Source organism: Pseudarthrobacter sp. PH31-O2 (assembly GCF_030063265.1).
Lineage (GTDB): Bacteria > Actinomycetota > Actinomycetes > Actinomycetales > Micrococcaceae > Arthrobacter.
This window is the reverse complement of sequence record NZ_JASIST010000009.1, coordinates 106399-133301: the sequence shown is the minus strand read 5'-3', so window position 1 is coordinate 133301 and position 26903 is coordinate 106399. Positions and strand designations below refer to the sequence as shown.

Below are 26903 nucleotides of genomic sequence, written 5' to 3'. Positions count from 1 at the left end.
TGGAGGCCTGCCCACCGTCATTGCGCGGGGTTTAGTGGTTTACTACTCAAGGAAGCAGTTTCAAGCGAGGATAAGCCACCCATGACGCAAAGCCAGTCGAGGTCCACGAGCCCGGCCAACTGGCACCCCGGCACTCCGGAGCGGGAAGGCCTGTGGATCTTCACCCGCGTTCGCGACTTCATCGACAACATCGCCAACACCTCCCCGGCACGGCTGGCCCTGTCGGCGTTCGGCATGGTCATACTGGTATTTACTACGCTGCTCTCCCTCCCGGTGTCCTCAGCGACCGGGGACCCCACCGCCCTGCACCAGGCGATGTTCACCGCCGTGTCGGCCGTCTGCGTCACCGGCCTGACAGTGGTGTCCACCGCCGTGCACTGGTCCTTCTTCGGCCAGCTTGTGATCCTGGTCGGTATTTTCGTCGGCGGCCTCGGCACCCTGACGCTCGCCTCGCTCTTGGCCCTGATGGTCAGCAAGAAACTCGGCGTCCGCGGCAAGCTCATCGCTCAGGAGGCCATGAACAACGCCGGCCGGCTCGGGGAGGTCGGCACCCTGCTACGGATCGTCATTGTCACTTCAGTGTCCATCGAAGGCGTCCTGGCGCTGGCTCTCATCCCCCGATTCCTGGCCCTCGGCGAAAGCTTCGGCCAGTCTGTCTGGCACGGTGTGTTCTACGCTATTTCCTCGTTCAACAACGCCGGGTTTACGCCCCATTCGGACGGCATCGTGCCGTACGAAACGGATTTGTGGATCCTCGTTCCGTTGATGATTGGTGTCTTCCTCGGCAGCCTGGGCTTCCCTGTGGTGATGGTGCTCCAGCAGAACGGCCTGAACTGGAAGAAATGGAACCTGCACACCAAACTAACCATCCAGGTATCCGTGATCCTGCTGGTCGGCGGCACCCTCCTGTGGGGCCTGATGGAATGGCAGAACCTGAGGACCATCGGAGGAATGAACGTCGGGGACAAGGTCATTCATTCGCTGTTCGCATCCGTGATGACCCGTTCCGGTGGCTTCAACCTGGTGGACCAGAACCAGATGGATTCCACCACCATGCTGCTGACCGATGCGCTGATGTTCGCCGGCGGCGGCTCGGCATCCACGGCCGGCGGCATCAAGGTGACCACCATCGCCGTAATGTTCCTGGCAATCGTCGCCGAGGCCCGCGGCGATTCGGATGTGAAGGTGTACGGCCGCACCATCCCGCAGGGAACCATGCGCGTGGCCATCTCGGTCATCGTCGCGGGGGCCACACTCGTTGCGGTGTCCGCCATGCTGCTGCTTCAGATCAGCGGCGCGTCCCTGGACCGGGTGCTTTTTGAGACGATTTCCGCTTTCGCCACGGTGGGCCTCAGCACGAATCTCAGTGCCGAACTTCCCCCGTCCGGCGTCTACGTCCTCACCGTCCTGATGTTTGCGGGTCGCGTCGGGACGGTTACCCTTGCGGCTGCACTGGCGCTGCGCCAGCGCAGCCAGCTGTTCCACTACCCGGAAGAGAGACCGATCATTGGCTAGTTCCTCAAGCGCCGCCAACCGTCCCGCCCACAATGCACCCGTGCTGGTGATCGGGCTGGGCCGTTTCGGCGCCTCCACCGCAGAACAACTGGTCAAGCAGGGCCGTGAGGTGCTGGCGATCGAACGCGACCGGAACCTCGTACAGAAATGGTCCGGCGTCCTGACCCACGTCGTCGAAGCCGACGCCACCAACATTGACGCCCTCCGCCAGCTTGGCGCGCAGGAATTCAGCTCCGCCGTGGTGGGAGTGGGCACCTCGATCGAATCGTCGGTGCTGATCACGGTGAACCTGGTGGACCTGGGCATCGAGCACCTGTGGGTCAAGGCCATCACGCCCTCGCACGGCAAGATCCTGACCCGGATCGGCGCCAACCACGTGATCTACCCGGAGGCCGATGCGGGTGTCCGGGCGGCGCACCTGGTCTCCGGGCGGATGCTGGACTTCATCGAGTTCGACGACGACTTCGCGATCGTGAAGATGTACCCGCCGCGTGAGACCGTGGGCTTTACCCTGGACGAATCGAAGGTTCGGTCAAAGTACGGGGTCACGATTGTAGGGGTGAAGTCCCCGGGCGAGGACTTCACCTACGCCCGTCCGGAGACGAAGGTTTCTTCACGGGACATGCTCATCGTTTCCGGCCACGTGGACCTGCTGGAGCGGTTCGCGGCCCGGCCGTAGGGCAGCTCAAGCCGCGTCCGGCGCCGGGCCCACCTCAGCCACGGATTACGGATGCCACGCAAGGTATCGCGAAGGATCAGTTCCCGCCGGTCTTCGCAGCCTTGGCGGCGGCTTTGGCGGCCTGTTTGCTGGAGCGCACCTTGCTCAGCGACTCCGGATCAACAATGTCGGCGACGGACAGGAAGGCGTCTTTTTGGCCGTAATGGCCGGCAGCCTCGCGCCAGCCCTTGGCCTGGAGGCCGCACTGCTTTCCCAGCAGCGCCAGGAAGATCTTGGCTTTTTGCTCGCCGAACCCTGGCAATGCCCTGAGCCGGCGCAGCACTTCCGGCCCGTCGGGGTCTCCCTGGGTCCAGATGGCGGTGGCGTCCCCGTTCCAGTCACTGTGCACCGTTTCGGCCAGGGCCTGGACGCGGCCGGCCATTGATCCGGGAAAACGGTGGACGGCCGGGCGCTCCTTGAACACCTCAACGAACTCCTGCGGAGCGTACCGGGCGATCGCCGCGGGGTCCATCGACCCGATGCGCGTCCGGATCTTTTCGGGACCGGCAAAGGCCGACTCCATTGTCACCTGTTGGTCCAGCAGCATGCCGGTGAGCAGCGCGAACGCGTCGTCGCTGAGGAGTTTGTCCGCTGCGGGATCCCCTGTGATGTGCAGTTCCATGGGTCCTATCCTGCCATCAGGTCCGGTTTCCGTCATTGGCTTGCGCCGGCGTCGCAGCTAGGCCAGCTGTTTGGTGATTTCCCCGGCCCGTTCGGCGGCTGCCCGCGCGCCGTCGGCAATGATCCCGGGCAGGCCGCGCGCGTCAAAAGTGGCGATGGCCCGCTCGGTAGTGCCGTTGGGGCTGGTGACGGCCTTGCGCAGCGCCGACGGATCTGCGTCCGGCTCGGCCAGCATAAAGCCTGCCCCGGCGACGGTTTCCCGGGCAATGAGCAGCGAGAGCTCACGGTCAAGTCCCAGTTCGACGCCGGCGTCGGCCATGGCTTCGGCCAGATAGAACGCGTACGCCGGGCCGGAGCCGCTGATCGCGGACAGCGCGTCCACCTGGTGTTCGGGGATCTCGACGACGGTGCCGGCGGCGGCCAGGACGTCCTTGGCCAGTTGCAGCTGGGCCGGGGAGCAGTGGGTGCCCGGCGACACGGACACCACCCCGCGGCCCAGCTTCGCAGGGGTGTTGGGCATGGTCCGGATCACTGGTTGGCCAGCCGGCAGCGCGGCTTCCAGCTGCTCCAGTGACACGGCCGCCGCGACGCTGATGACAACCGTGTCCGGTGCCAGCGCCTCGCCGATCTCGCGGGCAAGGTCCGCGATCCCCACCGGCTTGACGCCCAGGATCACGACGTCGGCCCCGGTGGCAGCCTGTTTGTTGTTGTCCGGCTCTTCCGCCCCGGCGATGGCTGTAATGCCGTGATGCCGTTCCGCGAGTTCGGCGGCGCGGTCAGCGCGGCGGACGGTGGCGACGATGTCCGCCGGGTCAGCACCGCCCGCGATCAGTCCGCCAAGGATGGCCTCGTTCATTGATCCACAGCCCAGGAATGCGATTCGGTTACTCATGCACCCATCATGGCAGTCGGGCCCGATTCACAGCCAGTTCTCACCCTTGCGCCAGCGTCTTCACAACATCCGTGACTAACGTCGTAGTTACCTCATTGAGGGTGCGAGTGATGCAGCAGGCATGCGGATGCCTGCCGGGCACCGGTCGTCTGCAGCGGGTTTCCCCCCATTTTCCCGCAGCGGACGGCCGGTGCCTTCGTTCGTTAAACGACGTCGTCATTCACCGCGGGGGATACCCCCTCCCCCGGTACCGCGGCCCGGACGCGGCAGCCGCAATTACCCGGGCAATATCCGCCTCCGCCGCCGGCGTCCCAGCGGACTCAGGCGGTGGTTCGGGCTCGGGGTCGCAGGCCATTGCCGGTGGTGCCTAGTGCTGGATCGGTCGTACTTCGATGGGGAGGGTCGTGGCGCGGGCCAGTTTGCCTGCCCAAACCAGCGCGGCGTCGAGATCCTCTGCGTCGATGACGGTGAACCCACCGAGATGTTCCTTGGCTTCGGCGAAGGGACCGTCCGTGATGAGCACCTCGGTGCCCTGCTGCCGCACGACCGTGGCGGTATCGGTGGGATGAAGGCCAGCGGCGAACAACCAGACTCCGGCCGCCCTCATTTCGCGGTTCAGGGCCGCAAGGTCAGCCATGATGGGCCCAAGGACTTCCGGGGCCGGGGCCGGGCCTACGGGCTGGTAGAGGCTGAGCAGGTACTGTGCCATGGTGCTGTCCTCCCTGGCGAATCGGCCGGCTCCCTGCCGGCCTCTCAACTTCTAGACGAACGGCCGGCGGCCGGATCGACAACCCGCGGCCAGGAAATCGTTCACCGGACGACCGCGGGCCGGGACTTGTTTACCTCCGCCGGCTCCGGCTCGGGCAACTGCGGCTCAGCAGGGTGGCCGGACTGGGTCACATGGGGCGCCGGCTGCAGCGGACCTTCGAAGACCAGCTGATCCAACCGGCGGAGGATGAGGCCTTCGCGAAGAGCCCACGGGCAGATCTCCAGGCTGCGAAACTCAAACATTTCGAGGGCGGCCTCCGCCACCAGGGCCCCAGCCAGCAGCTGGGGAGCGCGCGCTTCGGAAACACCCGGAAGGTTTAGCCGGTCCTCAACCTCCATGGCCGAGATACGCTGCGCCCACAAGCCCAGATCCGTCGCGAAGAGCTCACGCTTAACGTATGGCCCGGCGCCACTGGGCGCCGCCCCGGCGATCCGGGCCAGCGAGCGGAACGTCTTGGAGGTGCCAGCGACATGGTTGGCCTTGCCCAGCTTTGCGAAGTCGCGCACCACCGGCTTGAGTGTGGCCCGGATGTAGCGGCGAAGCTCCTTCACGCTCTTGGCCGAGGGCGGGTCCTGTTCCAGCCAGTCCCGGGTCAGTCGGCTCGCACCAAGCGGGACCGACGTCGCATATTCTGGGAGCTCGTCCTCGCCGTAGGCCATCTCGAAAGAACCGCCGCCGATGTCCAGGTTCAGCACGGGTCCGGCGCCCCAGCCGTACCAGCGGCGCACGGCGAAGAAAGTCATGGAGGCCTCTTCGCTGCCGGTCAGTTCCCGCAGCGTCACGGTGGTCTCATGCTTGACCCGGGCCAGCACTGCGGACCCGTTGGCAGCCTCGCGGATGGCGGAGGTACAGAACGCCAGCAAGTCTTCGGCCTTGTGCTTGGCCGCGAATTCCCACGCCTCGAGGACGAACTCGATCAGCTCACGCTGGCCGGCGTCGTTGATACTGCCGTCGGGCTCGAGAAACTGCACGAGGGACAGGGGGCGCTTATGCGAGGCGAACGGCACCGGACGCGCCCCCGGGTGGGCATCCACAAGCAGGAGGTGGACAGTGTTTGAGCCAATATCGAGGACGCCTAGACGCATAGGGCCATTATTCCCCGGGGAGCGCCGCCCGCCTAACGGGCCGGCAGCGGCCGGGCCCTGGTTACGGCTGGTGGTCCCGGCCGGTGGCCTCGTCCGGCTCGTCGGCGGGCTTGAAGTCGCGTCGGATGTTGGCTACGCCTTCCGGGTCGATCTCAAAGCCGAAGGCAGCACCGGGGTTTATGACCATCCCAAGATCCTCGCCAAGGTTTCCGAGGATCGCGGCGCCTTGGGTGCCAAGGACGTTGGGTGCGGCAGTCAGGTACTGCTCGGAGACGCGGCTGGGGTGCGAGAACACCGCCAGGACGGGGCTTCCGGCGGAGTTGGCAAGCACCAGCGGCTCAACCTTGGCGTCGGCCCCTTCGAGCGCCTCGGAGCTGACGATGTAGACCTCGTTGTTGAGGAAAGCCAGAATGACGTCAACGGGGTTGGCGTCCGGCTGTTCGCCCCGGGCAAGCTTCTCTTCGAGGTCGTTGAGCGGCTGGAGGTCCAAGTGATCGGGCTGTTCAGTCATACTCCTACTCGATCACGTTGCGCCCCGGTCCGCAAACGCGAGTGTGACTCGCGGGTTCCGTCCGCCGTCGACGTTTTGACACCGCGAGCACGGACTGAACCCGCGAGCACTTCACGAGTCCAGGGCCCGGAGCAGCCTGGTTTTGAACTCGCTTTCGCGGAACAGGTCCCGCCACTCGACCCGGACCACCTTCCACCCGAGTTCCATCAAGGCCTTTTCTCGGCGCCGCTCCTGGAAGACTGCCTCCGCCGTGGGCGCGTAATCAAAGTATTTCCGCCGGCCATCAAATTCCAGTGCCACCCGCCGGTCCGGCCATGCACAATCCGTCCGGAACAGACCCAACCTGGTCCGGACGTCGAACTGCAGCACGGGTGCGGGCAACCGCAGCCGTCGAATCAGGTCCCGGGTGAGGGTCTCACCGGGCGACTCGGACCGGGCGTCCGCACAAGCGAGCACCTTCCGAAGCGAACCGATCCCGGGGACCCGGCGGAGCTGGCCCGCCTGGCGCTCCAGCTCCCCGGGGTCGAGACCAAGCCGAAGGGCATGATCCATAAGAATCAGGCCCTGGCGGAAGTTGAGGATCAGGCAGCACTCGAGTGCGGTGCGCGCGAGGGATGTCACCCGGTAGCCTTGGATTTCCGTGACATCTTCTGCCGGCACCGGACGAGTGTGCGCAATGACGTCGCCCGCGTGGCCACCGGACGAAGGCAGGAACGGCACCGTGAGGTGGATCGTATCGTCCACCTGCCAGAGAAACAGGCCGTGGAGCCTGGCTGCCGTCGTATGGCTGAAAACAAAGCTGCCGGTGGAGGTTGTCAGCGTCCTGTGTGCGTAGGCGTCGATCCTGGTCCGGGAAATCCCGTCCCGGTCCAGGGAGGACCAGAAGCTGCCCAGGACATAGCACCCCCGACGGACCCGGAGAATGGCACCCTGCTCCAATAACTGCCGCACCCGGCGGGCAGAAATTCCATGGTCCCGCAGTTCCTCGGTGCGCCACAGCCTGCCCACCGGCAGTACCCCGGCCCGCAGGGCGGGCGCGCCCGCCGGTGCTGGTGGTCCGGTGGGCGCTGGCCGGCCTGGGCCTGCGTTAGGTGCCCGCTGGCCCATAGCCACGGCAAGCTGGTCGGTCGGGTATGGCTCGGAGGGTCCCATGCCGCCCAGCATTTCGCGGTTACCAGGGCCCGGGCACCCCTCCCGCCGGCCATGTGGACAACCGCTCGCGGCCCCCGTCCGCCGCCGACGTTTTGACACGTCGAGCCGGGACGGAACCCGCGAGGCAGGCTACTTCTTGGCTGCGGCTTTGCGGGCCGGAGCCTTGCGAGCCGCCGTCGTGCGCTTGACCGGCCCCCTGGCCCGCTTGTCCGCGAGCAGTTCGACAGCCTGTTCGCGGGTAAGCTCCTCCACCGAGGTGGAGCGGGGAACTGTGATATTGGTGACTCCGTCGGTGATGTAGGGGCCGAAGCGGCCTTCCTTCACCACGATGTTCTTCTCCGAGACCGGGTCCGGACCGAACTCTGCCAGCGGCGGCACGGCTGCCCGGGCGCCTCGCTGCTTCGGCTGGGAGTAGATCTCCAGGGCCTGCTCGAGGGTGATGGTGAAGATTTCCTCCTCCGAGCCGATGGACCGGGAGTCTGTGCCCTTTTTCAAATACGGGCCAAAGCGGCCGTTCTGCACCGTGATCGGGTTGCCTTCGGCGTCCTGTCCGAGGACCCGGGGCAAGCTCATAAGCTCCAGGGCGTCGGCCAGGCTGATGGATTCGACGCTCATCGATGCGAACAGCGACCCGGTGCGGGGTTTGGCCTTTACGGGCTTCTTCGCGGGCTTCGGCTTTCCGTTTTTGTAATACTCGACCGGCTGGTTGGCGAGCTGCTCCTCGGTCATCTCCGGGATGATCTCGGTGACGTAGGCGCCGTAGCGGCCATTTTTCGCGACGACGGTGTGTCCGGTATGCGGGTCCGCGCCGAGCACCCGCTCTTCGGGGGCAGCGGTTTCCATCAGCTCGACCGCCTTGGCCGCGGTGAGCTCGTCCGGTGCCAGGTCCTCGGGGACGTTGGCGCGGGCCGCATCAACCACTTCGCCGGTCTTCGGATCGACCATTGGAACGGAGCTTTCCAAATACGGGCCGAATTTTCCGACCCGGAGCGTGATGGCGTCGGTGATCGGAATCGAGTTGATGTCCCTCGCGTCAATCTCGCCAAGGTTGTTGACGATGCTCAGCAGGCCGGGATCGGAATCCTCGCCGAAATAGAAGTGCTTGAGCCAGGCCGGACCCGCCGCCTGGCCGTTGGCAATCTTGTCCAAGTCCGCTTCCATGTCGGCGGTGAATTCGTAGTCCACGTAGTCGTGGAAGTGCTGCTCGAGCAGCCGGACCACGGAGAACGCGATCCAGCTCGGGACCAGCGCGGACCCCTGCTTCCGGACGTAGCCGCGGTCCTGGATGGTGGAGATCGTCGAGGCGTAGGTGGACGGGCGGCCAATGCCCTTCTTTTCCAGCTCGGCGGTCAGGGACGCTTCAGTAAAGCGGGGCGGCGGCGACGTCTCATGTCCGACGGCGACGATATCCGATGCCGTGAGCGCGTCGTCCTTGGCCACGTTGGGCAACCGTCGGGCTTCCTCGGAGTCCTCGTCGCCCCGGCTTTCATCCTTGCCTTCTTCGTACGCGGCAAGGAAACCGGGGAAGGTGATCACGGTGCCGGAGGCCGAGAACTCGGCGTCGCGGCGTTCGGCTGCACCACCGGAGGTCACCGCACCAAGGCGGATCGTGGCGGTGGAGCCCTTGGCATCGGCCATCTGCGAGGCGACGGTGCGCTTCCAGATCAGTTCGTAGAGGCGGAATTCGTCGCCGGAAAGCTGCTTGGCCACCTGGGCCGGCGTACGGAAGGAGTCACCGGCGGGCCGGATGGCCTCGTGGGCTTCCTGCGCGTTGGCCGCCTTGCCGCTGTAGACGCGCGGCGAAGCCGGGACGTATTCAGCACCGTACAGTTCGGAGGCCTGGCGCCTTGCGGCCGTGACGGCCTCGTTGCTCAGCGCGGAGGAGTCCGTGCGCATATAGGTGATGTAGCCGTTTTCGTAGAGCCGCTGGGCCACCTGCATGGTGCTTTTCGAGGAGAAGCGCAGCTTGCGGCCCGCCTCCTGCTGCAATGTGGACGTGGTGAACGGCGCGGCCGGCCGGCGGGTGTACGGCTTGGTATCGACGGAGCGGACGCGGAAGTCGGCGCCCTGCAGTCCCGCGGCCAGGGATCTGGCCAGCTCCTCATTGAGGTGCACGGCGTTGCGGGAGGTGAGCTCGCCGCTGTCGTTGAAGTCGCGGCCGCTGGCGACCTTGGCGCCGTCGACGAGGGCCAGTTTGGCTTTGAACGAACCGGACCCTGCGCCGAACTGGCCGGTCAGGTCCCAGTACGAGGCGGCTGTAAAAGCCATCCGCTCACGCTCCCGCGCCACCACCATGCGGGTTACAACCGACTGCACCCGGCCGGCGGAGAGCCCGCGGGCCACTTTGCGCCAGAGCACCGGGGAGATCTCATAGCCGTAGAGACGGTCCAGCACACGCCGGGTCTCCTGCGCGTCCACGAGGTCCTGGTCGACATCGCGCAGGTTGTCCATCGCCCGGTGGATGGCTTCCTTGGTAATTTCGCCGAAGGTCATGCGGTAGACCGGAACCTTGGGCTTGAGGACCTCCAGCAGGTGCCACGCGATGGCCTCGCCCTCGCGGTCCCCGTCGGTTGCGAGGTAAAGAGCGTCGGCGTCCTTAAGCTGGGCCTTGAGTTCCGCGACTTTCTTCTTCTTGTCCGGGGAGACCACGTAGTACGGCTTGAAGTCGTTATCAATGTCGACGGCGAACTTCCCCACCGAGGTCTTCTTCAGTTCCGCGGGCAATTCCGAGGGCTGCGGGAGGTCCCGGATGTGACCAACGGAGGCCTCGACGATGAAGCCCTCGCCGAGGTACTTGGCGATGGTCTTGCTCTTGGCGGGAGACTCCACAATCACGAGTTTCTTGCCGGTTTTGGCCTTGCTTGGCACTGTGCTCCTACAGAAAAAGGTTGCTCGGGCAGATGCGCCCATACCCGCCTAGTTCACCATATTTTGCGGATTCCCGCGCATTCGGCCCGAAATGGCGGGCATGCCGGCACGACTTCCGGGCGTCATGAACCTGGGCCCGGCAACGCGCGGCGGGGCGCAGCAGCCCCGGCCCGGCAACGCGCGGCGGGGCGCAGCAGCCCCGGCCCGGCAACGCCTTCAGCCAGGACTCTGCGTGGCCCGTTGCGGAGGCCGGCCCCGGTCATCCGGGATCATCGACCACATGGTCGCCATCCGTTCCGCCCCTTCGGGGACCTGGTCCGGGTCCTCAAGCTCATAGTCGCGCAGCAGCTGAAAAAGCCGGCTGTTAAGCTCCGCACGCTGGTCAGTCGTCAGGTAGAGCAGATTGCTGGCCAGCACCACCGAAGAGGCTCCGTCCACGGGGTCGCCGCGCCGGCGCTGCTCGTCCCGGGTGCCGGCATAGGCCTTAACCCGACGCCGGTAAGCGTCCAGTTCAAGGTCCAGCACGGCGAACTCGGGGCTCGCTACTCCGCCGCCTGAATTGATGGTGAAGTCGGTCCCCGCGGCTTGCCAGCGGCGCTCACGCGCATCGCCGGCGGTGGCGGCGGGCACCACAATCCCCCATTTCTGCAGGGCACGCAGGTGGTAGCTCATCGCGCTCGGCGTGAGCCCCGTCTGGGCGGCGAGTTCCGTGGCCGTCCGGCTGACCTGGGTTGCATACAGTTCGGAAATGACCTCCAGCCGGGCCGCATGGGCCAGCGCCCGGATCGCCTTAGGGTCGGTGATCTCGACGTTCTTCTCCGGGCGTTGCCGGCGCGTTGTGCCCGCAGGGACCGGTGAGTCAGCAATGGGGGTTTCTGCATTCACTCCACCAGTCTACCGAGCACGGCCAAACTATGAAAGAAATGCTTGACATGCTAATCCCCCGCGGGTATTTTTCTATTAATGAAACAGGCCCTTCAGACCCCGCCGGGTGCGTCCCGTGCTGCGCAGCCGCTCTGGCGGAACCGCGATTTCGTCCTTGCCAGCGGCTCCCGCTTTGTCGCCACGGCCGGCGCGGGCGCCGTCATCATCAGCGTGATGCTGCACCTGCAGAACCTGGCCGCGACCGGCCAGACCGCCGTGGCAGGGCCCTGGCTGGTGGCAGCCTACCTGTTCTGCTCCGCGCTCCCGCTGGCGCTGCTCGCCCCGTGGGCCGGCCGGTTGGCGGACACGCGTGATTCCCGGACGTTGGCGACGGCGTCCGCCGTGGTCAGTGCCGCGGCTGTCGCAGGCATGGGGCTGAGCCTGCAGTACGTGGAAAATTACCTTCCGGCCCTCTTCGCGATGACCTTCCTCCTCGACGCCGCGCAGGCTGTGGCCGGCCCTACCTGGCAGGCCCTGCTGCCCCGGCTCGTCGGTGAAGACCGGACCCCCCGGGCTCTAGGCACCATGCAGGCAACCATTATGATCGCCAGCATGGCGGGACCGGCAGCGGGAGGCCTGCTCAGCGGCTGGGGCGGATCCGGCCTCGTCTTTGCCGTGGCCAGCGGGTGCTACCTGGCGATGGGCGCCGGCGCCCTGCTCATCCGGACGCGCCGGGGCACGGCCGCCGAGCGGGCGGGCAAGACGAACCCCGCTTTGCTGGACGGCCTGCGCCGAATCCGGCGGGACGGCCTGGTCTGGTCCCTGATCCTGGGTGTGCTGTTCTTCATTGCGGTCGGTGAGGCGACCAATGTCCTTGAAGTTTTTCTCGCCCGTGACGAGTTCGGCGCCACCGAAACGCAGTACGGGCTGCTGGTCGCGTTCTTCGGACTCGGGATGGCCTCCGGGGCGGTGCTTGCCAGCCGCATCAAGACCGCCGCAACCCGCCTGCGCGCACTGCTGGTCTCGATGGCCCTGACCTCCGCCTTCCTGGGAATCATGGCGCTGGTGCCCAGCCTGGAACTGCTTTTTGCCGCCTACACCGCGATGGGGGCGGCCTGTGGTGCGCTGAACGCGTGTTTCGGGGCGATTGTGATCCTGCGGGTCGCCGAAAGCGGCCGGGGCCAGGCGATGGCGGTCATCGGCGGACTGACCCGGGCCGTCTCCATCGGGGCGCTGGCGCTGGGCGGGCTGCTCGGCGCGTTGTTCCCCATCCGGGCGAGCTTCCTCGTCGCCGGCGCCTGCGGGGTGCTGGCCGGGCTGGCAGTCGCCGCATATGTCTTGCCGCGCTTCGGCAGCGACGCCGCGCCAATCGCTCCGGCCGCGTCAGGCCGGAAGCAGGAAGCCGTCCCGGACCAGATTCGCCACTTCGGCGCGGAGCCCGGCGTCGAAGGCCCGGCTGTCCCACCCCTCGCCGCCGCCAAGCAGCGCCTCAAGGGCGCCGATGATCTGGCTGACGGACAGATCCCCGTCGCAGGCTGAGACAAAACCGGCGAGCTCGGTGCTGAGCAGGTTGGTGCGGCGCAAGCCGGCACCCTGGCGCAGCAGGATTACGCCGGGGTGTTCGGCGCCGGGGCGCTGGTGCCGCTCCTCGGTAACGTCCTCCGCCACCAACAGGTGCGTGGCGGCCAACTCGTGGGCCGCCAGCCAGTCTGCGCGTTCCACGGCCGCACCGAGGTACGGACCAACGGGCTGCTCAATCGGATAGGTGATCTCCTCGAAGCGCCTCAGTACCGGGGAACCTCCGGCGGGGCGCCGCAGCCAGATCATCCCGAAACCGATGGCATCAACGTCGCGGGCAGCGAAGTCGTTAAGGTAGGCGGCGTAGGAATCCTGGTAGAGCAGCCGGTCACGCACCGAGGAGGCGTCCTGCAGCCAGGTTTCTGCGTACTGTTCCGGACTGACCTGCTCACGCTGGATGAACCAGACGTCCGCATCCGGTCCGGCCCAGCCCTGCGGCCGTTCGGCCCACTCGGCCCCGGCCGGGATTTCCCAGTTTCCCAGCAACTGGGCCGTCCCGCCGGGCGTCAGGACCGACGGAAGGTCCCGGACCAGCCCGGCGACGATGTCATCGCCCGGCAGGCCGCCGTCGCGATAGGTGAACTGGTCTGCGGCGGCCTCCCCCGAGCTTCGCGGCGTGATCACAAACGGCGGGTTGGAGACCACCAGCTCAAACTCCTCGCCCGCCACCGGATCGAGCAGCGAGCCCTGGCGCAGGCTCACCCGGGCTTCCAGGTCGAGGGGGTCAAGGTGCAGCCCACCGGCGTTGAGCAGCAGGTTGAAGCGGGTGAAGGCAAGGGCCCGTGCGGAAATGTCGGTAGCAGTCACGTGGTCGGCGTGGTGCAGCAAGTGGAACGTCTGGATACCGCAGCCGGTCCCGAGGTCCAGGGCCCGGGCCACATGCCGCCGGGCGGTAACCTGCACGAGGGTAGTGGATGCCTGCCCGATTCCGAGCACATGGTCGCGGCGGAGCACACCGGGTTGCTGGTGGGCGGCGAGGTCGCTGGCCACCCAGAGCTCCGCCCCGCCGCGGCCATCGGAGTCCTCCCCCGGGGTTCCGTCCCAGCCGTACGGCCGGAGATCGACTTTCGCCCGTATCAGGCCACCCTCGGAAGGCTCCACGAGACCGAGCTCCAGCAGGCCTGCTGTGCGGATGCCGGGCAGCGCGGCATCGAGTGTGGCACCGGTCTGCGGTTCGGCCAGCAGCCAGAACCGGACGACGGCGGCGAGTGCCCCCGTCGTTCCCTCCCCCGAGCGGGCCTTTTCCGTGCTGATCAGCGCCGGAACGAGTTGGTCACGGCTTAGGGCGCCGTGCGCTGCGGCGCCGAGAAGTTCTGCCACTCCGTCAACGGTGTAGCCGATGCGGCGCAGGTCCGCGGCCAGCGAATCGAGCAGGCCGGGCAGATCGCTGCGCGGGGCGTCGGGGGTGGTGCCGGCCGTGAAGTGCGTTGAAGGAGTCACCGGACAAGTTTAGTCCCGGCCCGGCGGTGTCTATCCTAGAAGTGTTTGCCGGCGTGGATGCGGAAGGCGTCACGGACAAAGGATGCCCCCGCTTCGCCGCCGTAATTCGCGGCGAAGCGGGGATCGGCAACGTACATCTCGGCCAGACCGGTGACGTAGCCTTTGACGCCGCCGCCGGCGGACGGTGCTGCGGGTGTTCCGGGTGCTGCGGGTGTTCCGGGTGTTCCGGGTGCTGCGGGTGTTCCGGGAATGCCGGCAAGCCATTCGACCTGCCGGCGGGCCAGCTCCTGCGCCTCGCTGCCGTCGGCCGGGATACCCGACTCCGCTGCCGCAATCCAGTCGTTGCCCAACTGCCGGGAATGCTGCTTCCAGGCGTCTTTCTCGGCCTGGCTCATCCCCCGCCACCAGGCGTCACTCGTCGCGTACGTCTCCGCGCCCCAGCGCTGCTCCACCTCATCCTGGAACTTGGTGTGGTCAAACCCGTCAAACATCGTCGCTGCCATAATCTCTCCTCCTGCTTTCAGCTCTGCAATCGTGCGCCGGACCGAGCTGATCTGGCGGGCCAGCCTCTGCTGTTCCTGCCGCAGCCAGTCCAGGTGCCGGTCGAGCGCCTTTTCGGCATCGGGCTCGTGGCCGGGGACCTCGGCGATGGCCGGAAGCCCAAGCCCGAGGCCCGCAGCAACAGGATCCGCCGCAGCCGGAGCAGGGAAGCCTGGTCGTAGAATCGGTAGCCGTTGTTACCCGTCCTGCTGGGTTTAAGCAGTCCGAGGTCGTCATAGTGACGCAGCGTCCGACTGGTGGTCCCGGCGATCCTGGCGATGTGCTGCGGCGGGCCAAGCGCTGGCGGCCACCGGGTCGATGCGGAATCCGGTGCCGGCGTCAACGGCGGTAAGTTTGAGGAATGTTCCTTCATATTCCTGGCCTCCGGCGTTCCCTGACCCGCGTGCGGCCCGCCCGATCCCTTCGGCGTGGTGCCCTCGGCGCCGCGGCAGGTGCCGCCGTCGTCCTGGCCGCGACAGCATGTTCCGCAGCGGGCTCCGTCGAATCAACCGACGTGACCGCCTGGAAGGCCACGGCCCTTCCCGCTGCTGGCGGAATTGTGCTCGACGACGCCGGGAAAATCCTCAAGCGGGATCCGATCGTCAAATCCGCCACCGGGATCGGCGCGGGAAACTACGTGCTGACCATAAGCTGCGACGGCGGCGGCAAGGCCTTCTTCGAAGTCTCCCTGGACGGCGCCAGGCTGACCGAGGCCGGGGCCGCCTGCAACGGCAGCCGCGAGACGTCACGGATCAAAGTCCCGGCCGCCGGAACGGTGCAGATCAGCACGTCCAGCGTCGACGCTCCGCTCCTTTACGCCTACCAGCTGACACCCGCGCCGTAGCGGCAGGACCCGGCGGGTCTGGTATGCGGAGCGCGGGAATTAGGCCGCGCAGCCGTCCGGACACCGGAGCGTTGCAGGGCTGGCAGCGCACTCCGCGCAATACAGCGTCAACGTGCGGCAGGCCGCGTTGGAGCAGTTCTCAAACTTGCTCGTCGGCGCCGCACAGCGGACGCATTCGCCGATGGTCTTGGCGTCGGCACTGAATTCAAGGTGCATACGCTTATCGAACACGTAAAGGGACCCCTCCCAGAGGCCTTCGTCCTTGAACGTTTCGCCGTATCGGACAATCCCGCCGTCGAGCTGGTAGACCTCTGTGAAACCACGGTTCACCATCAGGCTGGAGAGGACTTCGCAGCGGATGCCGCCGGTGCAGTACGTGACCACGGGCTTGTCCTTAAGCCCGTCATACTTGCCCGAATCGAGTTCTTTGATGAAGTCGTGGGTAGTGGCCACATCCGGGACGACGGCGTTCTTGAATTTGCCGATCTGGGCCTCGAAACCGTTGCGGCCATCAAAAAAGACGACCTCCTCGCCGGCCTCCCGCCTCGATTCCACAAGCTCGTGCAGTTCCGCGGGTTTGAGGTGCGTGCCGCCGCCGACCACACCGCTGGCATCTACCCTGAGCTCCCCGGGCGCGCCGAAGGAGACAATCTCGTCGCGGACTTTGACGCTGAGCCGGGGGAAATCCGCGGCGCCGCCCTCGGACCATTTCACGTCGACGCCATGGAACCCCGGGTATTCGCGCGTGGTTTTAACGTATTGTTTGACCGCGCCGATCTCACCGCCGACGGTTGCGTTGATGCCGTCCTTGGAAAGGATGATGCGGCCCGTGAGCCCAAGTTTCTCGCAGAGGGCACGCTGCCAGAGCCGGACAGCCTCCGGGTCCGGGAGCGGGGTGAAGCCGTAAAAAAGCACAATTCTGTTCAGAGCCACATTTTAAGGGTACCGGCTGGGTCAGGCCCGGTGATCCGTCAGCCGTGCCAGCCGCTCCGCCGCAAGCTGGCCGCCCGTACCCGCCGTCCGGACACCGGTGCGTACCCGCCCCTTTCGTCCGACCGGTAACCCTGCCGGTCACAATTGGGTCAGCTGGACCGGTTCCCGGACCGGAACCCTGTTGCTTGCGGCAGGGCTGCAATACGCTCATCACATGAGTCTTGAGCGCATGGTTGAGGACACCACCCATCTGCTGGAAACCTGGGTGGCAGGCTGGGCTGGCTGCCGGGGTTACGAGACACGCAGAGAGGGCAGGTTTCCTGCAGCCTTCAGGGATGACACCACCACCGAGTGGGAATATTTCGCCCATGATCCCTCGGATCCGGAGTTTGCGCAGCTGGCCGCCGCCACGCTGGAAGTGCCCGCACGGATCCTGACCATCTTGAGCAATAACCCGGCGAGGTATACCAGTCTCGCGAAAGAACACGGCCTCAACGTCACATCAGCCTCGCAGAGCATGATGATCGTGGACATGGAGACCCAGGACGCCGAGGACCCATGGCTACCGGATGATGACCTTCGCTGGGTACCGTCCCGGGCTGACGGCGTCCACCATACTGTCGTCTATGCCGGTGATGAAGTGGCCGCGAGCGGGCGTCTGTTCGTTGTGGACCACACCGCAATCTTCGACAAGATCGTCACCAACCCTCGGTACCAGCGCCGGGGTCTTGGCAGCTTCATCATGCGGGCCCTGGCCGCCCAGGCTTTCGAACACGACGTGCAAACCGGATTGTTGCTCGCATCGCTGGACGGGCAGCAGTTGTACTCGCACCTCGGCTGGACGCCGGTCTGCCAGGTCCTGATGCTGTCCGCCTCGGACGAAGGCGCCGACTTGTCGGTCGGCTGAAGCGCAGCTGAAGCGCCCGCGCCAAGCCGATTTGAGGCCGGGTGAAAGAATGGCTGAGTGAACCCGCATGAGTCCCTGATTCCGTTGCTGGGCCGCGGCCCGGACCCGGAACAGCTCCGCCATGTGCGTACCATCGCCGCCCGCGAGGCCGTGCATGCCCCGTGGCCCGATTGGGCCCACACCGACGTGGTAAACGCCTATGGCTCGCTCGGCATTCACGAGCCCTACCGGCACCAGATCCAGGCCGCCGACCTCGCCCATGCCGGCGAACACGTGGTGATCGCGACCGGCACTGCCTCCGGCAAATCGCTGGCCTACCAGTTGCCGGCACTAGATGCCATCCACCGGTCGGAACTGCGGGTCCTCGCCGACCCGGGCAAGATCCACGACGACGGCGCGGTCACACTGTATCTTTCCCCCACCAAGGCTCTGGCTGCCGACCAGTTGGCTGCCATCCGGGCGCTGAAGATTCCCACCGTCCGGGCAGAGACGTACGACGGCGACACCGACCCTGCCTCCCGACGCTGGATCCGCGACCACGCGAACTTCATCCTGGCCAACCCGGACATGCTGCACTTCGGGATCCTCCCCAACCACGCCTGGTGGGCACGGTTCTTCCGCCGGCTGCGCTACGTGATTGTGGACGAGGCCCACAGCTACCGCGGCGTCTTTGGATCCCACGTGGCCAATCTGATGCGCCGGCTGCGCCGTATCTGCGCCTACTACAGCCCCGACGGACCCGGGCCGGTGTTTATCGCCGCCTCCGCAACGGCGTCCGAGCCCGGGACTTCCTTCGGCCGGCTCATCGGCGCTCCGGTCCGTGCCGTGTCCGAGGATTCGTCACCCCATGGTGCCACCACCGTCGCGTTCTGGGAGCCCGCACTGACCGAAGTCCGCGGCGAGAACGGCGCCAAGGAGCGACGCACTGCCGTGGCGGAAACCGCTGACCTGCTGGCCAATCTGGTGTCTTCGCGGGTGCGGACCATTGCGTTCATTAAATCCCGGCGCGGGGCCGAAACGATTGCCAGCATTACCAAGCGTCTGCTGGACGAGGTCGATCCCAGCCTGCCGCCCCGGGTCGCCGCGTACCGCTCGGGGTACCTGCCGGAGGAGCGCCGGGCGCTGGAAAAATCACTGCGGTCCGGCGAGCTGCTGGGCGTCTCCAGCACCTCGGCACTGGAACTCGGCATCGACATCTCCGGGCTCGATGCCGTGCTAGTTGCCGGCTGGCCGGGAACCCGCGCCTCCTTGTTCCAGCAGATCGGCCGGGCCGGCCGGGCCGGCCAGGACGCCATCGCCGCCTTCGTCGCGAGCGATGACCCGCTGGACACTTACCTGGTCAACCATCCCGAAGCGATCTTCGACGCCTCGGTCGAGGCCACCGTCTTTGATCCCTCCAATCCCTATGTTTTGGGCCCGCACCTGTGCGCCGCCGCCGCCGAACTGCCGCTGGGGTACGCCGAGCTGGGCCTGTTTGGTGCCACAGCCGAGAAGTTGCTGGACCAGCTGGTGGACCGGGGTTATCTGCGCCGCCGTCCCGCGGGGTGGTTCTGGACCCATCCGCAAAGCGCGGCCGGCATGGTGAACCTGAGGGCTGACGGCGGCGGCCCGGTAAGCATCGTGGATGCGGACACCGGGTCCCTGCTGGGGACCATGGATTCGCCGCAGACGCACTACCAGGCCCATACCGGCGCCATCTACGTCCACCAGGGCGAGAGCTACGTCGTGGAAGACCTGAACGAGGACGACCACTGCGTGATGGTCCGGCGGGCGAACCCGGACTATTACACCACCGCCCGGGACGTGACCCAGATCGAGGTGCTCGAAACACAGCGCACCACCGAGTGGGGCGATGTGGCAGTGCATTTCGGGGATGTGAAAGTGACAACACAGGTGGTCTCCTTCCAGCGCAAGGCGCTGATTTCCAATGAAATCCTTGGTGAGGAGCCACTGCAGCTCGGTGCCCGGGACCTGTTCACCAAGGCAGTCTGGTTCGTCATGGACAACCGCTCCCTGACCGGCGCGGGGCTGATAGAGGCTCAGTTCCCGGGCGCCCTGCACGCTGCAGAACACGCCGCCATTGGGCTGCTGCCCCTGGTTGCCTCCAGCGACCGCTGGGACATCGGCGGGGTGTCTACGGCCATCCACGCAGACACCGGGGTGCCGACCATCTTTGTATACGACGGCCACCCCGGCGGTGCGGGCTTCGCGGAACGCGGATACGACAAGGCCCGGACCTGGCTCGCCGCCACCCGCGACGCGATCAAGGCCTGCGAATGCGAATCCGGCTGCCCGTCGTGTGTTCAGTCGCCCAAGTGCGGCAACAAGAACAATCCCCTCGACAAGGACGCCGCCGTCACCTTGATCGACGTGCTGCTCGAGGATGCGACGGATCGGATGCAGGCAGGACAGCCGGACCACTCCCCGACGCCGCTGCAGGCGTAGTCCGGCCACTGTGGCCCCGGCTCACGGGGCTGGCCCCGGCTCACGGGCTGGTCCCGGCTCACGGGGGTGGCCCCGCCCGGGCGAGTCCGGTGGCCACTCCCAGCGGCAGACGAACCTCGAGTTCGGTGCGGACCTGGACCGTGTTCCCGCCGCCTTGCACGCAGCTAAGGACCCGGGCCCCATTGCGGTGTGCGACTTCCGCGGCGACGGCACAGGGTTCGCCCGGAGAAATGCCCCGGGCAGTATCCGCGGCGGCGAGGGCCGCAAGATCGGCGGCAGTAGCCGCCCTGGATCCCATCGTTGCGGACTGTGCGAGCAACAGGAGCGAGATGGCGGCGAGAATGACCAGCAGTCCCAGTCCTAGTGCCAGCACTGTGCCTGCACCACGCTCGTTGTGCCCGGCCCCCGCCGGGTCCCGCACGGCCGGCGGGTGACCGCCCGGCGGCATCCCCCGGCTGTCCGCGCGGTTCATACTGCCACACTCTCCAGCGGAAGAATCCACCGCCGTGGCTCCTGGGCTGCAGCTCCCGGCGCGGACGTTTCACCCCGGGTCCAGGCGCGGGCCGTGAGGGTCCACGGCAGCAGCGCGCCAACGGCGCCCGGAACCTTGCCGGAGACCGTGACGCTGAGCCATTCGCCGTCGGACGCCACCGCTGACGCAGCTGAGGCGCCCGCGAGCCGGCGGACGATCACGTCGACGCTGGCGGCGTCCTCACCCCGGGCCAGCGCCCGGGCACCGGCCCGGGCCGCTTCCTCCAGCCGCAGTTGGGTCACACCCGCCGCTGAACCGGCCAGCAGGAGGGCCAGCAGGAGCACTACGGCGGGTAGCGCCACCGCGAATTCCGCAGTCACCGCACCGCGGCACGTGACGCCATCCGCCGCCGTCCAGCGTGTGTGTCCGGCCGGAGGTGCGGGCATCACAGCCCGAGTCATCCGCGCCGCCGGCCACGGGCGGCTCATGGCAGGGCGAGCGCCGTGCGGATGAGGTTCAACAGAAAACCCCGCACCTCGTCACTGCGCATAATAAACACGAGAATGCCGGCAAACCCCACGGCGGCGAGCGTAGCAATCGCATATTCTGCCGTTGCCATCCCCGCCTCGGAGCCGAACAGCTTCCGCAGCCTCCGCGCCCGGCGCGGGGCAGCAATACTGGCGCCCGGATAGATCTCGTGGATCTCGGCGCCCTCCGATTCACGCTTGATTTGCTGCGCTTTGCGGGTGCCGGCGGACGCAGTGTGTTCAAGTAACATGAGCTTTCCTTTCCTTGGCTCCGGCGGGACCGCCGGTTGTTCTTCGACTCTTCCGGGCCGGACGCGGAGGCGGAAGGGGCTCATCCCGCCAAGTGGAAAACCTCAACCGGGTGCGGGCAGTGGAGGAAGGCTAAAGCATGCCCCGAGGTCCGGCGCCGGGTCAGCCTGGGAGCATCGACAGCAGCACCGGGATGACGCCAAGGCAGATGAAGGCCGGCAGCGAACACAGCCCGAGCGGCACAACAAGCTTCACCCCGAGTGCGGCGGCCCGTTTTTCTGCGGCTCGGAACTGTTCGCGCCGCATGCGTGCGGCCTGGGCATAGAGGATGGCGGAGGACGGGGCGCCGGTGAGCGCGGCGAATCCCAGCGCATCACGCACGGCCAGAAGTCCCGGTGACAGGAGCTCCGAACTGCGCCAGGCCGTATCCCAATCGGCGCCGATCGCGAGCGCGGCGACGACCGGGCGCAGTGGATCACGAATTTCCGGCGTTGCCAATCCGGCCAGCAGCGCCAGTGCGCGGCCGAGACCGGCGCCCGCTTCGAGCATCGCGCCGATCAGTTCCAGCATCATGGCCACGTCGTCGAGTCCCTGCCCGGCTGATTCCGCGGGTTTTTCGGTGCCGTCTTGGGGGCGGCCCGGGTTCCGGGCATCGGACGCGTGCTTCATCTGGCGCTGGAGTCTCCGCCTGGGCAGGCTTCGGTTGGCATGGACCATAACGGCAGCAGCGGCCAGAAATGCCACCACTGCAAGACTGGGCGCGCCGACTGTCACGGCCGCAGCCGTTCAGCCGCACGGACCAGCCGCGCCGACCAGATCCGTCCGGCCGCGGTGAGGGTCAGCCCGGTCGCGAGGACCGCCGCGCCCAACGGGGTTCCCAGCAGCACCCCGACGGGATCCGCTCCCAGCAGCGAGCCTAAGCAAAGGCCGAGAAACGGAAGCCACGTCAGCAACCGCACCGTCGCGCGCGGCCCGGCCAACGCCGTCTGGCGGGCGGCACCGGCGTCGTTTTCAGCTTCAAGCTGGGCGGCGAAACGCGTTAGCACGTCAGCCAGCGGGGAGCCTGTGGCTTCGGCCGCGTCAAGGCACGCTGCCAGCTGAAACCAGACGCGTCGTTCGCGTACGCTCTGGCCGTTACGTCCTCGCCACGTCCTCCCGTCGCCGGTACCCGCGGAGGTGGCCGCAACGGCTGAGCGGATTGCTGCCCCGACTGGAGCTCCCCGCATCGCCGCGGCGCGGGCTGCGGCCAGCATCCGCACGGATCCTGGCGCCAGCCCGGACGGCCGGACCGGCGTTCTGGCACCGGCCGAGGATACGTCGGCTTCGCCCACCAGCAGAAGCCAGAGCTCTTCCCACAACCGCGAGGGAGGACGTCCACCCTTCAACAACGCCGCCAGTTGCTGGACGAGCAGAGTCATCGGCGTTGTCGGCTCGTACCGGCGCCGCCAGCGGGGTCCTGCGCTGGGGGCCGCTTCGGAGCCAGCGCGAGCAACCTGTGACCCGGCCAACGCGGCACGAATACGTCGACGCGGCGCTCGACGCGCCGAAACCGCCAGGTACACCGCGGCGGCCAGCACGCCAGCCAAGACGGCTGTCACTCCGGCCCCCTGCCCGTGCCGGTGCCCAGTACGCTTTCGGCCGTCCCGACAGATCCCGCCGAATTCAGCCCTGCCAAGCTGCCGGTGTCAAAGCCGCCGGTTTCGATTGCGTCGGCATCCAATCCGAGGCGCAACAACAGCCGCGGCCAGCCCGGCCCAGGCCTGGGCCGTCCGGCGAAAATCTCCAGCGCGGAGCCGACCACCAAGCCGGCCGGGCCGTCTTCCATCACCGCGATGCAAGACACGCTGCGCCCGTTGCCCAGCCGTTCCAGATGGATGACGGCATCGATGGCGCTGGCTGCCTGCAGACGCACTGCCTCCTGGGACATCCCGGCGAGCGCCCCCAACGCTGTCAACCTCGCGGGAACGCCGGCCGCGGTGTTCGCGTGAATTGTTCCTCCGCCGCCGGTGTGGCCGGTGTTCATCGCAGCCAGCAATTCACGCACCTCGGCTCCCCGGCACTCCCCCACCACCAAGCGGTCCGGTCGCATCCGCAGTGACTGCCGAACGAGCTCGCCCAAATCCACGCCGCCGCCGCCTTCAAGGTTGCCGTGGCGTGCCTCCAGCGACACGACGTGCGGGTGGAGCGGGTTGAGCTCTGCGGCGTCCTCAATCAGGACCAGCCGCTCGCCCGGGGGACACAGGCCCAGGAGGGTGGCTAGGAGCGTTGTCTTCCCGGAGCCCGTGGCGCCGCTGATCAGGAAGCTCAGGCGGCGTTTCACCATACATTCGAGCACGGTCTGCACCAATGACCCGAACATCCCGTTCTGCCGCAGTTCAGCCATCGAGAAGACCTGCTCGCGCCTGATCCTGATGCTCAGCAGTGTCCCCGTCGTGGAAATCGGCGGCAGGACGGCATGAACCCTGAAGCCGCCGTCGAGCCTGACGTCCACGCACGGTGATCCCTCGTCCAGACGGCGCCCGCCCACCGATACCAGCCGCGCCGCGAGGGCCCTGACCTGTCCCTCGCTGGAGAACGCGACCGGCGCCCTTTCGAGTCCGCCGCCTCGGTCCAGCCAAACGGAGCCCGGACCGTTGACGAAGATATCTGTCACGGCCGGGTCCCGGACCAGCACCTGCAGGGGCCCGAGTCCATTGAGTTCCGCGCTGATCCCCTCGACCGCCGCCAGCGCACCTGCGGTCCCCAACAGTCGCCCGCTCGCCTGCACGGCGGCCGCCACGCGCGACGGCGTCACCGGCCCGGCGTCGGACATTACCGTTTCACGCACGGACTCCAACAGCCGGGCATCAACAAAGGCACGGGCCGCGGGCCGGGAGTTCGCGGCGCCAAAGCCGACCGTTACGTCCGGCGGTCCGGCCGCCGAGTGCGCACTCACCCGGCCCCTCCAGTGGCGAAGTCCAGGACCGCGCCGGCAAACCTTCGAACGTTTCGCTGCCGCCCGATGTCCAGCAGCCGCCCGAGCTCCGTGGCGGCCGTGGCTTTTCTGACGTCCGGCATGATCCCGGCCAAGGGCAACGCGACGGACTCTGCAATCAGTTCCGCGTCCAGGCAGGCCCCGGGTTTTCCCCGCACCACCAGCGACGTCTCGACTGCGGGAAGCTCCTGCAGCAGCCGGGCCGTCGCCACGGCCGCCCGCAGCAGCGCCGGCAGGACCACAATCAGCCGGTCGCAGTCCCAGGCGAACGTCCGCAGCGTCTCGGCACCCCGGCCGACGTCGACCACAACGAGCTCGAAGCCGCGCCGGGCCCCGTCCAGCACGCCCGCCGCCACGGCCTGGTCCACCCCGCTGTGGCCTTCCCTGTTCCCAGGCCAGGAAAGGAAGTGGAATCCGCCCGCCTGGGGCAGTGAATCGGCGAGCTGTCCGGGATCGATCGTGCCGCTGGCATCGGCCAGATCCGGCCAGCGCAGGCCCGGTGTTTCCTCGGCGGAGAGCGCCAGCTCCAGGCCGCCACCCCAGGGGTCGCCGTCCACGAGCAGGACACGGATACCCTGCCGGGCCGCAGCATGCGCCAGCCACACCGCTGCCGTGCTGGCGCCGCCGCCGCCACAGCCCCCGACGATCCCGAGGACGAGCCCGCCCGGGTCCGGGGTGCGGGACCGGCTCAGGTACTCGGCGAGCCAGGCCGCCGCATCGGGCAGCACGGCGACCCGTTCGACGCCGAGCGCGGCGGCGAGCTGCCACAGGCTGTCGCCATCCTCGCTGAGGCCAACCAGCACCGCCGGGGACCGTCCGCGCGGCGGCAACTCCCGGACGTCGCTGCCGAACAGCACCACCGCAGCCGTGTCCCAAAAGGGTGCCGCCGCCCTGATGTCCGGCACCGTCCGCAACTGGCCGCCGGAGGCCGCCACAACGCGCTCCACCTCACCGCGCAGCATCTCGGACCCGGTGACCAGCACGGTCTCCGACGACTCGCGGGGCAGCCACCGCCCGGGCCCCGCCGCGCCGGCCTCGGTCCCGCGGCCGGAACGTGATCGCTGGTGCCTGCTCATGCGGCTACTCTTCCGGTCCCCCGGAGCCGCAGTAACCCGCCCCGGCTGCTATGTGGACAACCGGGCTCTGCGGCTCAGTGAACACGGGACTGCGCCCGGCAGGGCAGAATTATGACTATGTACCTGCTGCTTGCCGCCCACGCTGACGGCGCAGCCCTCCAGGAACTCACCGCGGACGGCGCCCCGCACCCGGACAAACCCGAACCGCGGGTCGTCGGCGCCGCCGGCTTGGCCGGCGTCGTGGGTGAACTGGAACAGCGGCGGCCACGCTGGATCTGGCACCGCACACAGGACTGGTACCCCGTTCTGCTGGCGGCCGGCGTCGAACTGGAACGTTGCTACGACCTCGCGTTGTGCGGTGCGATCCTGGCGCATTCGGAGTTCACCGCCCACACCGGGTATGCGCAGAACGCCGAAAAGTTGACCCAGGACGATGAGCTGGAGCTGCCGCGGGCGCTCCAGCCGCCGCCCCCGCCAGCCGACCAAGGTGCCTTGTTCGATGACCCCGGCGTGCGTCATAAGCCGCGCCATAGCCTCGAGGAGCTCCGCGCCGAATACGCTGCCCAGCAGCACGCGCTCGCCCAAGTAGGCGGGACCGGCGTCGAACGCCCCGCCGACCACCGCAAGCAGCGCCTCCAGCTGTTGCTCGCCGCCGAGTCCGCCGGCGCCTTGATCGCGGCGGAAATGCAGCACACCGGAGTGCCGTGGCGTGCGGAACTGCACGAGCAGATCCTGGCGGACTATCTCGGCCCCCGGCCCCCGCTGGGCCACCGCCCGGCCAAGCTGGAGTCGCTCGCCGTAGAGTTGCGGCTGCTGCTGAATTCCCCGTCGCTCAATCCGGATTCCCCGCAGGAACTTATGCGGGCACTGCACCGGAACGGCATCGAGGTAAAGACCACCAGGCAGTGGGAACTGCAGGAATTGACGCACCCGGCGATCGAGCCGCTGCTGGCGTTCAAGAAACTCTCCCGCCTGCACGCCGCCAACGGCTGGACTTGGCTGGATGCCTGGGTCAAGAACGGCCGGTTCCAGCCGGAGTACGTCGTAGGCGGGGTGGTCTCCGGCCGATGGGCTTCGCGCGGCGGCGGCGCGCTGCAGATTCCGCGCCAGATCCGGGGAGCCGTCCATGCCGATCCCGGGTGCAAACTGATCGTCGCCGATGCCTCCCAGCTTGAACCCAGGGTGCTCGTGGCGCTGGCACAGGATGCCAGGATGGCCGAGGCCGCGCGCGACAAGGACCTGTACGCCGGCATCGCTGCGCAGGGTTTTGGCGGCGACCGCGCCAAGGCCAAAGTGGCGTTGCTTGGCGCAATCTACGGGGCCACAACCGGTGAGTCCGGGCGCCTGATGCCGCAGCTGACCCGCACCTATCCGCGGGCCGTCGGCTTTGTGGAGCAGGCCGCCCGCGAAGGTGAAGCCGGCAGGACTGTCACCTCCCGTCTGGGCCGCAGCAGCCCGCCACCCTCTGAGCGCTGGCGGCAAAGCCAGCATTCGACCAGCGCCGAGGAGCAGCGCCGGGCCGAATCGATCGCCCGCTCACGCGGAAGGTTCACCCGCAATTTTGTCGTGCAGGGCTCCGCGGCGGACTGGGCTGCCTGCTGGCTGGCAGAACTGCGACGCCGGCTCCGCGCCATGCGCGCGGACGGTGGCCCCGCCGGGGAGCTGGTCTTCTTTTTGCACGACGAGGTGATGGTCCACTGCCCCGATGCCGCGGTAGCCGACTGCATCCGCGCTATCGAAGAGGCTGCGAACACCGCCAAGGAACTGCTCTTCGGCCGGATACCCGTCGAATTCCCGGTGAGCGTCGCGGTTGTGGACTCGTACGACAACGCCAAATAGTCCGCCCGGGTCACCCTGCGTAAAGTACCCGCCGGTAGCGTTGTGGGGCACTCGGGGACGCGGCTACCCTCGGAGGAGGCCGGT

At 67.4% G+C, this 26903-nt stretch carries 23 protein-coding genes and 2 pseudogenes; 7 read left to right on the top strand and 18 right to left on the bottom strand.

What is annotated here, in order from left to right; all coding sequences use genetic code 11:
* Positions 1-81: 81 nt before the first annotated feature.
* Positions 82-1515 (top strand): TrkH family potassium uptake protein, encoded by a 1434-nt coding sequence (locus QMG72_RS14365; protein WP_226775490.1) that lies wholly within the window; start codon positions 82-84, stop codon positions 1513-1515.
* A gap of 40 nt (positions 1516-1555) precedes the next feature.
* On the top strand, positions 1556-2194 hold the full coding sequence (locus tag QMG72_RS14360) for a potassium channel family protein (RefSeq protein WP_024365693.1): 639 nt from the start codon (positions 1556-1558) through the stop codon (positions 2192-2194).
* Positions 2195-2270: 76 nt separating this feature from the next.
* Here QMG72_RS14360 and QMG72_RS14355 read toward each other — a convergent pair whose 3' ends face one another.
* The 8 genes from QMG72_RS14355 to QMG72_RS14320 form a co-directional block, all read right to left on the bottom strand.
* A complete protein-coding gene (locus QMG72_RS14355) occupies positions 2271-2855 on the bottom strand; it encodes an HhH-GPD-type base excision DNA repair protein (RefSeq protein ID WP_282358654.1) in 585 nt (194 codons plus the stop codon).
* 57 nt (positions 2856-2912) lie between these two features.
* On the bottom strand, positions 2913-3746 hold the full coding sequence (gene proC, locus QMG72_RS14350) for a pyrroline-5-carboxylate reductase (protein WP_226775488.1): 834 nt from the start codon (positions 3744-3746) through the stop codon (positions 2913-2915).
* Positions 3747-4113: 367 nt separating this feature from the next.
* Positions 4114-4455 (bottom strand): YciI family protein, encoded by a 342-nt coding sequence (locus QMG72_RS14345; RefSeq protein WP_282358656.1) that lies wholly within the window; start codon positions 4453-4455, stop codon positions 4114-4116.
* Between the two features lie 101 nt (positions 4456-4556).
* On the bottom strand, positions 4557-5600 hold the full coding sequence (locus QMG72_RS14340; RefSeq protein WP_226775486.1) for a Ppx/GppA family phosphatase: 1044 nt from the start codon (positions 5598-5600) through the stop codon (positions 4557-4559).
* A 61-nt stretch (positions 5601-5661) separates the two neighbouring features.
* Positions 5662-6111 (bottom strand): SseB family protein, encoded by a 450-nt coding sequence (locus QMG72_RS14335; RefSeq protein WP_282358657.1) that lies wholly within the window; start codon positions 6109-6111, stop codon positions 5662-5664.
* 111 nt (positions 6112-6222) lie between these two features.
* On the bottom strand, positions 6223-7263 hold the full coding sequence (locus QMG72_RS14330; protein WP_282358659.1) for a type IV toxin-antitoxin system AbiEi family antitoxin domain-containing protein: 1041 nt from the start codon (positions 7261-7263) through the stop codon (positions 6223-6225).
* 129 nt (positions 7264-7392) lie between these two features.
* A complete protein-coding gene (gene topA / locus QMG72_RS14325; RefSeq protein ID WP_282358661.1) occupies positions 7393-10131 on the bottom strand; it encodes a type I DNA topoisomerase in 2739 nt (912 codons plus the stop codon).
* 216 nt (positions 10132-10347) lie between these two features.
* Positions 10348-11016, bottom strand: coding sequence for an ArsR/SmtB family transcription factor (locus tag QMG72_RS14320; protein ID WP_226775482.1), 669 nt, complete (start codon positions 11014-11016; stop codon positions 10348-10350).
* A gap of 78 nt (positions 11017-11094) precedes the next feature.
* On the opposite strand from QMG72_RS14320, the pseudogene QMG72_RS14315 reads away from it, so the two are divergent.
* Positions 11095-12351 (top strand): annotated as a pseudogene (locus QMG72_RS14315) (MFS transporter); the annotation flags it as partial.
* A gap of 27 nt (positions 12352-12378) precedes the next feature.
* Here the strand turns inward: QMG72_RS14315 and QMG72_RS14310 are convergent.
* Positions 12379-14013: a DUF7059 domain-containing protein gene (locus QMG72_RS14310; protein WP_283480877.1), complete on the bottom strand. Its 1635-nt coding sequence runs from the start codon at positions 14011-14013 to the stop codon at positions 12379-12381.
* Between the two features lie 35 nt (positions 14014-14048).
* Positions 14049-14833: pseudogene (locus tag QMG72_RS14305) on the bottom strand (MerR family transcriptional regulator).
* Between the two features lie 81 nt (positions 14834-14914).
* On the opposite strand from QMG72_RS14305, the gene QMG72_RS14300 reads away from it, so the two are divergent.
* On the top strand, positions 14915-15397 hold the full coding sequence (locus tag QMG72_RS14300; protein ID WP_282358667.1) for a DUF6023 family protein: 483 nt from the start codon (positions 14915-14917) through the stop codon (positions 15395-15397).
* A gap of 39 nt (positions 15398-15436) precedes the next feature.
* On the opposite strand, the gene trhO is transcribed toward QMG72_RS14300, so the two are convergent.
* Complete coding sequence (trhO, locus tag QMG72_RS14295) at positions 15437-16330, bottom strand: oxygen-dependent tRNA uridine(34) hydroxylase TrhO (RefSeq protein ID WP_282358669.1); 894 nt, start codon at positions 16328-16330, stop codon at positions 15437-15439.
* A 214-nt stretch (positions 16331-16544) separates the two neighbouring features.
* Here trhO and QMG72_RS14290 point away from each other — a divergent pair, with 214 nt between their 5' ends.
* Together QMG72_RS14290 and QMG72_RS14285 are read left to right on the top strand one after the other, a co-directional pair.
* Positions 16545-17237, top strand: a complete 693-nt coding sequence (locus QMG72_RS14290) for a GNAT family N-acetyltransferase (RefSeq protein WP_283480876.1) — start codon at positions 16545-16547, stop codon at positions 17235-17237.
* Positions 17238-17294: 57 nt separating this feature from the next.
* The gene (locus QMG72_RS14285) at positions 17295-19682 is read left to right on the top strand and encodes a DEAD/DEAH box helicase (protein WP_226775476.1); all 2388 of its coding nucleotides are present in this window, start codon (positions 17295-17297) and stop codon (positions 19680-19682) included.
* Between the two features lie 58 nt (positions 19683-19740).
* On the opposite strand, the gene QMG72_RS14280 is transcribed toward QMG72_RS14285, so the two are convergent.
* From QMG72_RS14280 to ssd, 7 genes are all read right to left on the bottom strand, one after another.
* On the bottom strand, positions 19741-20154 hold the full coding sequence (locus tag QMG72_RS14280; protein ID WP_348774683.1) for an Rv3654c family TadE-like protein: 414 nt from the start codon (positions 20152-20154) through the stop codon (positions 19741-19743).
* The gene (locus tag QMG72_RS14275) at positions 20151-20534 is read right to left on the bottom strand and encodes a TadE family type IV pilus minor pilin (protein WP_502934662.1); all 384 of its coding nucleotides are present in this window, start codon (positions 20532-20534) and stop codon (positions 20151-20153) included. The genes QMG72_RS14280 and QMG72_RS14275 overlap by 4 nt, the downstream gene beginning before the upstream one ends.
* 104 nt (positions 20535-20638) lie before the next feature.
* The gene (locus tag QMG72_RS14270; RefSeq protein ID WP_226775475.1) at positions 20639-20932 is read right to left on the bottom strand and encodes a DUF4244 domain-containing protein; all 294 of its coding nucleotides are present in this window, start codon (positions 20930-20932) and stop codon (positions 20639-20641) included.
* 160 nt (positions 20933-21092) lie between these two features.
* Complete coding sequence (locus QMG72_RS14265) at positions 21093-21647, bottom strand: type II secretion system F family protein (RefSeq protein WP_226775512.1); 555 nt, start codon at positions 21645-21647, stop codon at positions 21093-21095.
* Positions 21648-21700: 53 nt separating this feature from the next.
* Positions 21701-22528 carry a type II secretion system F family protein gene (locus tag QMG72_RS14260; RefSeq protein WP_396021295.1) on the bottom strand — a complete coding sequence of 276 codons (828 nt, stop codon included), beginning with the start codon at positions 22526-22528 and terminating at the stop codon, positions 21701-21703.
* Positions 22525-23742, bottom strand: coding sequence for a TadA family conjugal transfer-associated ATPase (locus QMG72_RS14255; protein ID WP_502934664.1), 1218 nt, complete (start codon positions 23740-23742; stop codon positions 22525-22527). Before QMG72_RS14255 ends, QMG72_RS14260 begins: the two co-directional genes overlap by 4 nt.
* Positions 23743-23861: 119 nt before the next feature.
* Complete coding sequence (ssd, locus tag QMG72_RS14250) at positions 23862-24980, bottom strand: septum site-determining protein Ssd (protein WP_282358675.1); 1119 nt, start codon at positions 24978-24980, stop codon at positions 23862-23864.
* 117 nt (positions 24981-25097) lie between these two features.
* Here ssd and QMG72_RS14245 point away from each other — a divergent pair, with 117 nt between their 5' ends.
* Positions 25098-26819, top strand: a complete 1722-nt coding sequence (locus tag QMG72_RS14245) for a bifunctional 3'-5' exonuclease/DNA polymerase (protein WP_282359035.1) — start codon at positions 25098-25100, stop codon at positions 26817-26819.
* The last annotated feature ends 84 nt before the right edge of the window (positions 26820-26903 follow it).